Origin of the sequence: Dyadobacter luticola (assembly GCF_005860805.1) — a bacterium.
Classification (GTDB): Bacteria; Bacteroidota; Bacteroidia; order Cytophagales; family Spirosomataceae; genus Dyadobacter; species Dyadobacter luticola.
In genome coordinates this window covers 281,316-293,835 of sequence record NZ_VCEJ01000002.1, presented here as the reverse complement: position 1 = coordinate 293,835, position 12,520 = coordinate 281,316, and the positions used below count along the sequence as shown (strand labels likewise).

The window sequence follows — 12,520 nt, the reverse complement described above, 5'->3', positions numbered from 1 at the left end:
CCATGAAAAATCACGAAAAACAACCGCCACGCTGGATTGACGCCATTTTAAACACCGTCATCGCCCCGCATTTCATTGAGGACGTGCTGGGTGACCTGCATGAAGTTTATGCCAAAAGTGTAACTCACGAGAACCACGCGAAAGCCCGGATTACCTATCTGGCGATGGCGCTGCGCTACATTCGTCCCTATTTTATTAGAAGAAAACCAAGTCCCTATTCATCCACTTATCTGTTTAGCTCTGAAATGATCAAGAACTATTTTAAAATCGCGCTCCGTACCCTTGCCAAAAACAAGGCGTACAGCTTTATCAACATTACCGGTCTCGCGATGGGAATGGCCGTGGCCATGCTCATCGGCTTGTGGATTTATGATGAGATTTCCTTTAACAAGAATTTCAAAAACTATGACAGCATTGTGCAGGTCATGCAGCACCAGACCCGCAACGGTGAGATCATGACGCAGGAGGCGATGCCCTACCCGCTCGGCGAAGAGCTGCGCCGGACCTATGGCAGCGATTTTAAACAAATCGTGATGTCGACCTGGACCAGCCCGCACGTACTGTCAGTGGGCGACAAAAAACTCAAAAAGCTGGGAAACTATATCGACGAACAGGCACCTGAAATGCTGTCCCTCAATATGATACGCGGCACCAGGGCCGGTTTGAAAGATATCAACTCGATCATGCTGTCGGAAAGCGCCGCCAAAGCTGTTTTCGGTGATACCGATCCGATGGATAAAATTGTCAAGGTCGACAATAAAATGGATTTGAAAGTGACGGGTGTCTATGAAGACCTGCCTTACAACAGTTCTTTCCGGCAGCTCGAAGTGATCATGCCCTACACTTTATACGAAGCCAACAATGCGAGCCTGAAAACGATGGAAGATCCCTGGCGGCCAAACAGCCACCAGATTTTCGCGCAGCTGAACGACCACGTCAACATTGACCAGGTTTCAGCAAGGATCAAAGATGTGAAAAAGAAACATATCCGCCCCGAGCAGCAGAAATTCAAGCCGGATGTTTTCGTGAACCCGATGGCAAAATGGTATCTCTATTCAACATTTAAAAATGGCGTACGGGTTGGCGGAAGGATCGAAAATGTCTGGCTTTTTGGGGTGATTGGCGCATTTGTACTGCTGCTGGCCTGCATTAATTTCATGAACCTGAGCACAGCGCGTTCCGAAAAACGTGCTAAGGAAGTAGGTATCCGTAAAGCGGTCGGCTCGGTCAGAAAACAGCTTATTACCCAGTTTTTCAGTGAATCTTTTCTGGTCGTCGCATTTGCTTTTTTCATTGCCATCCTGCTCGTGCTGCTCATGCTCCCATTCTTCAATGAAGTGGCCGACAAAAAGCTTACAATGCTGTGGACAAAACCTTTATTCTGGTTCATAAGCATCGTGTTCAGTGCCGTGACAGCGCTCATCGCTGGAAGCTATCCAGCATTATATTTATCTTCATTTCAACCGGTTAAGGTTTTAAAAGGAACATTCAAAGCCGGACGACTGGCGGCACTTCCAAGGAAGACATTGGTGGTTGTACAGTTTACGGTTTCTATTATTCTGATCGTCGGTACCATCGTAGTCTACCGGCAGATCCAGTTTGCCAAAGACCGGCCCGTCGGCTACAACCGCGAAGGCTTAATTACCGTTTATCTCTCTACGCCCGACATTATCAATCATTTCGAAGCCGTGCGCGATGAGCTCAAAAGCAGCGGCGCGATCCTGGAAATGGGCGCATCCAGCAGCCCGGCAACCAATTCCTGGTCCAGTACCAGCGGGTTGGTCTGGAAAGGAAAAGATCCGGCCCAGTCGTCCGACTTCGATTACAATGAAATTTCCTACGATTACGGAAAAACGGTCGGCTGGAAATTTGTCGACGGACGCGATTTCGACAAGCAGCTAGCTTCCGATTCAATCGGCCTGGTATTCAACGAGACCGCTATCAAATTCATGAACCTGAAAAACCCCGTCGGACAAGATATGAAGTGGTTTGACGAATCTTTTAAAGTGATTGGTGTGATCAAAGATATGGTCACCGGCTCGCCCTACGAGCCTGTGCGACCACTGGTTTTCACGATCGGAAAAGAAGGTTTTGGTGTGGTAAGCCTGCGGATCAACCCCGCTACCAGCGTCAGTTCTGCATTAACTAAAATCGAGGCTGCCTTCAAAAAATATGATCCGGGCGTTCCTTTCGAGCACAGTTTTGTGGACGAGGAGTATGCCGGCAAATTTTATGAAGAAATGAGAATCGCGAAACTCACAACCTTCTTTGCCATCCTGGCTGTACTCATAAGCTGCCTGGGATTGTTTGGCGTAGCATCGTTTATCGCCGAGCAGCGTACCAAGGAAATCGGTGTACGAAAAGTACTCGGTGCCACAGTTGCCAATGTTTGGGGCATGTTGTCCAAAGATTTTGTGATCCTGGTAAGTGTCGCTTTTCTGATCGCCGTGCCGGTGTCGTACTATTTTCTGAGCGGCTGGCTCGAAAAATACACGTATCGCACCAACATTTCCTGGTGGATTTTCATCATAACCGGCCTCTGCACCATGCTCATCACGCTGCTCACAGTCAGTTTCCAGGCCATCAAAGCCGCTTTGATGAATCCAATCAAGAGCTTGCGGTCTGAGTAAGACTTACTGGTGACAACATTTGAATTTCGATGCCAATGAAAACACTACTAATTCTAATTTTCCTAGCAACTACTCATTCGGCATTTTCTCAAAACAATTCCAGCTGCATCTCCAAAACTTACCAGGACAGCCTCTTTAAAGCATATTCCAAACGTGCGCATCAGTTTGCTTTCAACGACAAAGAGTGGTTGCAAACGTACGATTCGCTGATTGCGATTTGCCCCAACATTGCGGAGGCGTACCAGGCGCGCGCGCTGGCTTACATTGCATTGAGAGCCCCTGAAAAGCTTTTTCAAAACATCGACAAAGCCGTCGAGCTGGACCAGCAGCGGTGGCTGCCTTACCGGGGATATCTGCATTGTATTTTTGCACAGAATTATGAAAAAGCCATTGCAGACTTTGAGGAAGCCGAAAAGCTTATGCCGAATGCTTTCACGATGGACCACTCATTTTCATTTTTTATTGCGATGGCCTACACCGGTTTGGGCAACTATGAAAAGGCGGAAACTTATTTTTTGAAAGACATTGCTACGCAAAAACGCGGCGAAGGCAGGAATGACATTCATTACAACACGCTGCTGTACTTCGGCATCATGCACTACCTCAATAACGAGCTGGACCGCGCCGAGGGGCGACTGATTGAATGTTTGCAGCTATATGAGCAGCATCCCACTGCCAATTATTATATGAGCCTGATCAAAAAGGCGACCGGCGATAAGCAGCAAATCCAGTATTTCGAAAAAGCCAGGCAGTATGTGCAGGAGGGCTACAAAATTAATGAACCCAATGCATGGCTGGTGCCCTATCCGCGGCAGGTTACACTCGCAGATCTGGGCATTACAGCAGAACAAAACTAGAATTTTGCTTCAACCCAAAGCACTGCAAAACAAAACATTAACCAGCAAAACCAGAACCAGTCCGGCAATTTCCGATCAACATTTTGGGCTGTTCGAAGTTCCTTACGATTCAATGTGTCCGAGACATGATTTGCATTTACAAAGTCACGCATTTGGGCGATTTTGAAGCCAGGCGAGTTGCTTTCGACAAATATTTCGGTGGGAATCGAATCTTTTAATGTTACCCAGCCGCTTTCGCGTGGCACCCACAGAGCCGCGCCCGATTTCTCATTGAATGCGGACTTCTCAACATAAACGGTATCAGTGCCAATCCGCATTTCCTTTCCCAAATCAGGGAAACCGTTCAGATCAATTCGGGTCGGCAAACCTGCAAAAACTGGCGCTGGCACTTCCAAGTTTTTCCCCAAAACCGGCCTAACCAAAGCCAAAATCGAGTTCCAAACCCGCTCGTAGGCAACACTATCCCCGGTCAGCTGCATCGGAAATGTTTCGTTCAACAGACTGACTCCCACTTTCCCCTTTTGCTTTTCGATCACGACCGGATATCCAGGTGTGGTCAGTTGGTAGGGCGCTTTCGAAAATTGGAAAGGTAGCGCATTGAACTCGGATGTAACTTTCACATTCGGCTCGTTGGAGATTTTTTTGACTTGAAACCGCGTCCCGAGCGCCCGGTTGATTGTGGCTATTTCAGTTCCGGGATTAGTCAGATTTACAAAAAGAATGCTCCTTCCTGCATTCAAGGCTTTTTTCACCAAAACATTCCCCGCATTTCCCGCATCCGTCACAACCAAATCGGACTCTTTCGCCGCATTGATGTTCTGGCTCGATTGCACCCCCTTCGACAACTTTGCTTCATATCGGACGCCATGCCCATTTTTACCCAGCCAGGTCGCCAGCGCGCGGGTTTCAAAATCCGGATTGTCCAGAAGAAAACTTACAGTGAGTTTTTCTGCTGGCCGACTGAAAAAACGCAGCGTATCTGAAATTTGATCGCCCAACAAGAGCTCCACAGTATTTCGGCCTTGTGCGAAGACAGGAATTTCCAGCTTAAAATCCTGGAAGCCAGGGTGCAGTGCGACACTATCAAGCGTTTGCCCACCAAATAATAGTTTAATGACCTGCTGCTTTGAAGAAAACAAGCTCCCCCGGACACTTTGCATTTCGCCTTTTCTTACCACTCCTTTCCAATTCAAACTTTGAAATTGATCCGTCGCAAAAAACGGATTCCATTGAAGGACAGGCTGATATTCCAATTGTTGAATCGAAGCAAAGAATGCAGGCTCAAAGTTTTGGCCGACAATGAGCAAGGTATCCGCAGATGATTTTGCCAGCGCGCCGACATTAATGGTTTCAACCTTTAAGCTATCCCGAATTTTCTGTACAATGTCAGAAGACACATCTTTCGCAACCAGCATCCGGCTTTTTGAGCTAGCTGGCAAAGACAGATAAGGCTGTGTAATAAATCCTAAAATGCTGATCCACAGAATAATGTTGAGGATTAATTTTAATGTTAACCTGCGATCAAAACCATTTTTCCCAGCTGCCCGATTCCTGAAAACCAGCAGCCACAATTGCAGCGGCAGTATGAACACAGCCACTGCAAAAATCAGTTTGTTCAGTAAATCCGACCAGTCGAAATCAAAATGGATCATTCGTATTATTCAATTTACAAATCAGCGCAAATGCTTCCAGAATGCCGCTTCCAGCTTCTGTTCGCTGGAATGTCCCGACTTACTCAGCATTGATTTGCCCGAATATTTATATAGTTCTGTTTTTAAAGCCTGTTTTTCCAATGGGGTTAATGTCTTGCCGCTCACCAATTTTTGCAGCGATGCGATCACCGGCCAATTCTGCAAACCACCATTCAGAGGCCCGCTCTCCGCCATCCGCTGACTTAATGTACTTCCCGCCCCCTGTAAATGTGACCGCTGATCTGGATTTAAAACCGGATATTCCAGAAAGCCAAGTACCTCAGCCACAAGCTGCTGGGTTTGCTTGTCCGTATATATTTTTTTAGAAGTCAAATCCGTAGCGAGGTCCTTCATTTCGCCTGTCAGCCTTTTTTCCTGCTCCTTGATCGGCGGCGGGTCGTAGCCGCTTTTTTTCACATAAGTCCGTGCTTTTTGCTGCGCCGATTTCAGGTATTCCAAAGCTTTGTTCTCAAACGGAAGTGCCTTTTCCGGCTCATACATTCGCAAATGCAGCTCCGATTGCCACATTTGTTCCAAAGCCATTTTCAGCAAAGCCCGCGTCGACTGCTCGTAAAAGGTATTGGTTTCCGCATTGTCGTGTGCATGCGTGTACTGCTCCATCAGCGCCGCCAGCGGGTCCTTAGTTTCCGCCGCTTTCGAACTTTCGTGATCGTGATGCTCGGTCGGTTCAGCGGCCCGCTGCTCGGCGCCTTCCCCGGTCCCATCAGAATGGTGCGTGAATGCGTCGACGATGTTTCCCTCCTCCGCTTGCCCGCCAATGTTGGTTTCAAATTCTTCACCCAAATATTGTCCGTAGCGCAGCCGGAGCACTTTTTGGTCAAAACCGATTTCGTTGGAAGTGGCATTAAACTCCTCTTTTTTCAATTTTTTACGCTTTGCAATCAGCTTTTCGGTATCAATGATAATCTGCCGCTGGCTCCTGAAATATTCCGGCATGATGTTCACTGCCATCGTTGCCAGCTCCGCTTCCTCGATTTGCGTAGTGTCTTTAAAAACCAAGAAATAGGTGTCCGACTTACTAAAATTGGGCTCCGGCTGCTTGTTATCCATCGCCGCCCAGTAATAGTAAAGCTCGTCACCAGGCGAAAAATTGAGCTCGTCGAGGTTGATGGTTTTTTGCAGATTAGCTTCCCTGAAATCAGCCGACAAAGGAAATTTCACTTCTCTGAACTTCACATTTTCCCCGGCACCTCGCGCCACCGTGGCCACAATAAATGCCTGCTTTACCCGAAAATCGTCGGATATCTTTGCTGAAATTTTGAGCTGCTTGCTGTCTTTTATAGTATGATATTGGTACAATTCCTTCGAAGCCGGCTCAATTTTTGGTGCGAGATCCGGCAATGCTTCCAGCTTGTAAAAGTCTGACTGATAGACCAGTGAATCTTTCCAGTAAGCCTTGATTGAGTACAAACCGGAGCCCGTCAGCCGGTCGCTGTACGAAAAACTTTGTTCACTGGATTTGAATGCCGCTTCCTCTCCCCGACTGTTCGCGAGCCGCACCGCCAACTGATCCGAATGATCAAACCGGATTTGCCAGCTGATCATCGACCCATAAATCGCCGATACATTCAAATCCGCTGACTGCCTCTTTGGCAACAAGGTATAGCCTGGCGGCTGCACCAAAACTTCGGAGGATTGAAATGTCGGCGGCGACGCTTTGTTGACTTTAACGCGCGGGGTAGCGACTTTTGAAACTTGCTCATTTTGAGCAGCATAAGTCTTAATTTTTGGATAAACAAAATAAAAAATCAGCGAGACTAAAACCGCAGCAGCATACCAGCCAAGCCCGCTATACAACTTTTGAAAAGGGAAATCAGCCTGCCGATCCGCGATGCGTTCAAGCTGCAACTGTTCGGCCATGTTGAGGTTATCCTTTTCCAGCAAATGAAGGCTGTACTCGGTATCGCCGGAATATTGATGGATCAACCTGACCGCCGCCGGTTTTTTGTTTTGGTAAATTTTGGTGATACCAACCCCAAGAAAAAGTGCCAGAATAGCCCCAAGAAAGCTCAGGAGAGCATTTTGAGAAAAAACAAAAACCAGCAGAAATGCAGCAATAGCCAGAGATATGCACCGCAATGCATCGGTAAAATAAAGTTGTCCGGTGACTGCTTTAATCAGCTTTTCGAGTTTAAGCATAGCTGTTAACCCGGTTTTTACGCAGTGAAATTACCCTTTCCAAAAAAGCTGTCAGCACAAAAAACAGCAGAAGCCATTTTCGCATTTCACGAGCTTCGGTTTCCAAAGCCGGTTTCGTCCGCACAAATAATGCACCGAGTTGCTGATTGCTTAAAGGAACATTACTTTTCACAAGACAATGATGTTTCGCAAAAACCTCTCCCAGCCACTCCGGCAACCTGCCGCTTTCTACGAATTCCGAGGACGCCAGCAGCAGAGAATCAGGAACTTGCTTCACATTAACTGGCATATCAACCCCCGCCGGTTTTCCGGAAATGACATATAATGCTTTCGGATCAATTGGTTTTGTTACATGATCAGCCAAAACCAAATCATAATTTTTCCCAGCTTCTAACTTTAAATCCATGTTAAATGTGAATCCGTAAACATCTTTAAGCGCATTCAGCGCAGCAGATGCAGTTGTTTGCTCATCCGGATTTTGGTAAGCCACCAACACATTCCATTTTTTATTTTGATCAAAAAGGAGCTGATCTTTCGAATTTTTGGAAGAATCCGGCAGTGTAAAAAGCTGGAAAGAACCGGGGACATATATTTTAGAAAGTTCTGCCAATTTTTGTTCAGCGAGCAGGTAAAAACGCAGGATACTGTGTGCTGAGGCCGTTTTATTGATGTTTTGCTGTAAATTTTCCCCGGCATTTTGTGAGTTGGAAATGTCTGTTAAGTTGCTGACAGGCGTGACATTCTCCCCAATCCAAAACAACTTTTCGCCCTTTTTCAAAGCCGCCTCCAACTCAAACCGAAAATTCTCAACCAGCCGCCGATCTGGTTGAACCAAATGAACAGTCTGACTATCAGCTGTTTCATTCAGCCAATTTATGACCGGCTGTCCCAAAATCAGCGCCAGCAGCGCGACCAGCAGGCAACGGAGCAACATTAAAGGGATTTCGTGCAGCCGGATGCCGCGGTGGTTTAGTGAAGTTTTGTCTACAAGCCACCTCGTCGCCGCCCACTCAATCGTTTGGCCCTTTTTCTGGTTCCAGAAATGTATCGCGACAGGTATCGCCACCGCCAGCATTCCCCAAAGCCAGTAAGGTTGCAGCAGCTCCATCAGCCTTTTCTTTTGGTCAAAAATGTTTTCAGAACCATCCCGATCGGATCGCTCAATCTTACTTTAACTAATTGAACGTGTGGGATTTGCAGCTGTTCTTTTAATCCTGCAAGATAATCATCCATCGAATGCTGGAAACTCTCCCGCACGGATTCCGCATCCAGCTCAATTTCCTTCCCGGTTTCCAGATCGGTAAATCGGTAGAAGCCTTTTAAATTAAAATTTGCCTCCCGATCGCCCAGAATCTGGAAAATCACCACTTCACGATTCGGATTTGCCAGCGAGCGAACCAATTTCAACCATTCATCGTCGACTTGCAGCAGGTCACTCACGAAAATGAGCTGCTCCTTTGTTTTTGTTTGCAGTTCGGGAAATTTCAAAAGGCCCGCAGCATCATTTACCCAGGCACCTTCTGCTACGGTTTTCTCCAAACCCACCAAAATCTTCTGAAAAGCCTGCCGCCCCGAAGTGGCTGATCCCGTGGCACTTAAAGTTTGCACCATACCATTTTTCAATGTGTACAAACTCATCTGATCATTCTGTATGTAACACAAATAAGCCAGCGAAGCCAGTAAGATCTGGGCATATTGCAACCGGCTCACGCCATTTTCGGTATAGTTCATCGAGCCGCTAAGATCCAGCACAAACCTGATTTGCCGGTCGCTTTCCGTCGAAGATTCGCGGATCAAATGTTTGTCCGTCCGCGCAAAGAGTTTCCAGTCAATGCGTTTCGGATCATCGCCCGGTTCGTAATGCCGGTACTGCTCAAATTCAATCCCAATCCCCGACCGTTTGCTCCCATGAATACCCAGCATCAGTTCCTCGCTCACCAGCTTGCCGGTCAGTTGCAGGTTTTTGAGCTTGATCAGATTGGAAGCGAGCAAGGTGGCTTTTTGCATTTCCGGCAGGATTTTGTTTAAAGTTTGACCCCTTTCAAGAGCTCCTGAATTACCTGGTCAGCCGTAATGTTCTCCGCTTCCGCCCTGAAATTCATCGCGATACGATGCCGCAAAACCGGATAAGCCAGCTTTTGAATGTCCTCGGGAATGACTGAAAACCGCTCGTTCATCACCGCCCGGGCTTTGGCACAAAGTACCAGCGCCTGCCCGGCGCGCGGGCCTGCACCCCAGTCGCACCATTCTTTCACAAAATCCGACGGACTACCTTCCGGCCGGGATGCTCGTACGAGTTTGTTGATCCAAATAATCAGTTCTTCGCTGATATGCACTTCACGCGTCAGATTTTGCAGTTGCCCGATTTCAATGTCTGTCAAAATGCGATCAATCTGGGCTTTGAATGATCCCGTGGTGCCTTTTAGTACATTCAATTCTTCCTGCTCGTCGGGGTAGCTGAGTTTGATATACAACAAAAACCGGTCGAGCTGGGCCTCCGGCAGCGGATATGTACCCGCCTGCTCAATCGGATTTTGGGTTGCGATGATCAAAAACGGGCTCGGCAACTCGTAGTTGGTACCGCCGTAAGTCACGCTCTTTTCCTGCATCGCTTCGAGCAACGCCGCCTGCGTTTTTGGTGGCGTCCGGTTGATCTCATCGGCCAGAACCACGTTGGCAAAAAGCGGCCCTTTGTTGAATTTGAAAAACTTCCTGCCGGTTTCGTGGTCCTCTTCCAAAATCTCGGTACCCACAATATCCCCGGGCATCAGGTCGGGCGTAAATTGGATCCGCTTAAGGCTCATGTGCAAAGCCTCCGACATGGTCTTCACCATCAACGTCTTAGCCAGTCCTGGCACCCCTTCCAGCAAACAATGCCCCCCAGCCAGCAGCGAAATCAATATCTCATCAATAGCTTCCTGCTGCCCAATGATGACTTTAGCGATTTCCTTTTTTAGCAAAGGGAGCTTGGTGACCAGGTATTTGTAATGTTCTAATGAAGTATTCAAATTGAGTGACTTTTACTTGTCACCCTGAGCGGAGTCGAAGGGCGTTACTGGCTAGACGAAACGCAAACGTGCATTGTGCCCAGCCAGTAGCGTGCTTCGACTCCGCTCAGCATGACGATGTTAATAAAGCTATATTTAACAATACCCGACAACAAATAACAACTCCGAACCTATTTCGAACAACCCCGATCCAAAATCAAGCCGTCAGCGCATACATCACAATATTTACTCCGAACCGCGTATTATCTACTGCCAGAAACCTTTTATTCCGAAAATCATAGTCCCATTCACAGCCGTAATCCTTGTTGCTATACAAAACCCCGATGCGGCCGTTGATGGTGATCGCTTTGAGGTAATCGTGCACGAGGTCGTCGCCCCAGCCATTAAGCTCGAAGGAGGTGGTGGGTGGGCCGTCTTCGAATTTGAAGAAGCAATTGTAAATCGGGTGGTTGTTAGGGATTTTTTGTAATGCTTTTGGGCCAAATGTCCGGTCCATTTCCTGTTCAAAGGATTTGGCAAAAAGTCCGTCGATGTCGTGGTTGCAGTCGTCCACAAAAACAAAGCCGCCATTTTGGACATACCGCCGGAAATGGTCACGCTCCTGGGCCGAAAATTCGACGAGCTTATGCCCGCTGAGGTAGCAGAACGGACTCTTGAAAATTTCGTTGCTGTTTAGCTGGACCACTTTTTCCTTTTCATCGATGGGTATCGTGGTGTACTCAACCAGCGAATGCAGCAGATTCGACGGCATCCGCTGGTCAGTATCCCAGTTACCCGAAGTGTATTGTAATCTTGTAAAGAAAAAAGGTTTCATGCTTCCTCGTCAACCCATCAACCTAAACCGCATCGGAAAGTGATGAAAATGTAAACTCCCTGATTTTCATAGGCGGAATCAGATAATTCCGGTCCGATTCTGTACTTACAACCCGCTCTGGCTTACCCAGCGTTTCGATGTTGTTGAGCATAATCACCGGACTTTCGTTGAACCGGAAATTTTTGATCGGATATTTGATCACGCCATTTTCAATGTAAAAAGTACCGTCGCGGGTGAGGCCGGTTTGCAATAATGTTTGCGGATCTACCTCACGGATGTACCAGAGTTTTGTGACCAAAATTCCTTGTTTCGTAGATTTAATCATATCCGCAAGCGACGCAGTTCCACCATCCATGATCACATTACTCGGAAATGGTACCGGCTTCACATTGTTCTTTTGTGCCCAATAACGCGAGTAGAACATGTTTTTAACCACCCCTTTTTCAATCAGGCTCATTTTATTGATCGGCTGTCCATCGCCCGACCACGGAGAAGACGGTAACTCGGGATTGGCCGGATCCGTATAAATATTGACGCGCTCATCGACGATCTTTTCGCCTAATTTTGTTTTGCCGCCGGGTTTGCTGAGGAATGATCTTCCTTCGTCGGCACTCCGCGCGTCCATGCTGAAAAAGATATTTTCCAAAAGTACCACCGCAGCCGTGGGCTCCAAAATGACGGTATATTTTCCGGGTTCCAAAGATTTGGCATCCACAGAACCTTTGGATTTCTGGATCGCAATGTTGGTTGCTGCTGCCGTATCCAGTTTTTTAATGTCGCTATACCCGCGCGCTACATAACCCGATCCTTTCCCATCCGGCGTTCTCACCGTTAGCGAAAAGTTGACATTTGTGCTCGGATAATATGCAAAAAGCCCTTTTGAATTCATCATCGCGCTGTAACCTTTCCGGTTTTCCAGAAAGCCAGCTGCGGTAAGGTTTTGCGCACGCGACAGTTCCAAACTTTTCGCCACTGCATCGGCGCGAACATCCGGCGTCACGGCTGCCGTCGATTCGAAGAAACCGTTGGATTTACCATAAGTCTGAGGTTCCAAAACGCTCACATATTCAGGATTTTCAGGCGCCAGCTGGGCCAGTTCTTCCGAGCGACGAACACATTTTTCTATGGCCTCATCGCTGAATTCATCGACGGTCGCGACGCCCACTTTTTTGCCAAAAGCGGATTGGACCTGCAAATTCTGGTTGACCAATGATCCTGAGGTCGACACTTCGTTTCGGGCATAACGCAAATTACCCCGCTCCTCTCCCAGAATGTTGATCTCACATTCATCGGCTTTGGAATATTTCAGCACTTTTTGCAAAAGTGCTTTTGCTTCTGCTTCTGTTAATATGATTGACAT

General features: G+C 47.5%; 9 protein-coding genes. 2 read left to right on the top strand and 7 right to left on the bottom strand.

Annotation, left to right across the window (positions count from 1 at the left end):
• The first annotated feature begins 2 nt into the window (after positions 1-2).
• Both FEN17_RS01170 and FEN17_RS01165 read left to right on the top strand, forming a co-directional pair.
• Positions 3-2,630: an ABC transporter permease gene (locus tag FEN17_RS01170; RefSeq protein WP_138363490.1), complete on the top strand. Its 2,628-nt coding sequence runs from the start codon at positions 3-5 to the stop codon at positions 2,628-2,630.
• 35 nt (positions 2,631-2,665) lie between these two features.
• The gene (locus tag FEN17_RS01165; protein WP_171037803.1) at positions 2,666-3,487 is read left to right on the top strand and encodes a tetratricopeptide repeat protein; all 822 of its coding nucleotides are present in this window, start codon (positions 2,666-2,668) and stop codon (positions 3,485-3,487) included.
• On the opposite strand, the gene FEN17_RS01160 is transcribed toward FEN17_RS01165, so the two are convergent.
• The 7 genes from FEN17_RS01160 to FEN17_RS01130 all read right to left on the bottom strand — a co-directional run bounded on the left by FEN17_RS01160 (position 3,484) and on the right by FEN17_RS01130 (position 12,520).
• Positions 3,484-5,139 carry a hypothetical protein gene (locus tag FEN17_RS01160; protein ID WP_138363488.1) on the bottom strand — a complete coding sequence of 552 codons (1,656 nt, stop codon included), beginning with the start codon at positions 5,137-5,139 and terminating at the stop codon, positions 3,484-3,486. The genes FEN17_RS01165 and FEN17_RS01160 overlap by 4 nt on opposite strands.
• 21 nt (positions 5,140-5,160) lie before the next feature.
• Positions 5,161-7,338 carry a hypothetical protein gene (locus tag FEN17_RS01155; RefSeq protein WP_138363487.1) on the bottom strand — a complete coding sequence of 726 codons (2,178 nt, stop codon included), beginning with the start codon at positions 7,336-7,338 and terminating at the stop codon, positions 5,161-5,163.
• A complete protein-coding gene (locus FEN17_RS28030) occupies positions 7,331-8,446 on the bottom strand; it encodes a BatA domain-containing protein (protein WP_138363486.1) in 1,116 nt (371 codons plus the stop codon). The genes FEN17_RS01155 and FEN17_RS28030 overlap by 8 nt, the downstream gene beginning before the upstream one ends.
• Positions 8,446-9,345 carry a DUF58 domain-containing protein gene (locus FEN17_RS01145; protein WP_138363485.1) on the bottom strand — a complete coding sequence of 300 codons (900 nt, stop codon included), beginning with the start codon at positions 9,343-9,345 and terminating at the stop codon, positions 8,446-8,448. The genes FEN17_RS28030 and FEN17_RS01145 overlap by 1 nt, the downstream gene beginning before the upstream one ends.
• A gap of 17 nt (positions 9,346-9,362) precedes the next feature.
• On the bottom strand, positions 9,363-10,346 hold the full coding sequence (locus FEN17_RS01140; protein WP_138363484.1) for an AAA family ATPase: 984 nt from the start codon (positions 10,344-10,346) through the stop codon (positions 9,363-9,365).
• Positions 10,347-10,542: 196 nt separating this feature from the next.
• Positions 10,543-11,160 (bottom strand): DUF4159 domain-containing protein, encoded by a 618-nt coding sequence (locus FEN17_RS01135; RefSeq protein WP_138363483.1) that lies wholly within the window; start codon positions 11,158-11,160, stop codon positions 10,543-10,545.
• Between the two features lie 22 nt (positions 11,161-11,182).
• On the bottom strand, positions 11,183-12,520 hold the full coding sequence (locus tag FEN17_RS01130) for a TldD/PmbA family protein (protein ID WP_138363482.1): 1,338 nt from the start codon (positions 12,518-12,520) through the stop codon (positions 11,183-11,185).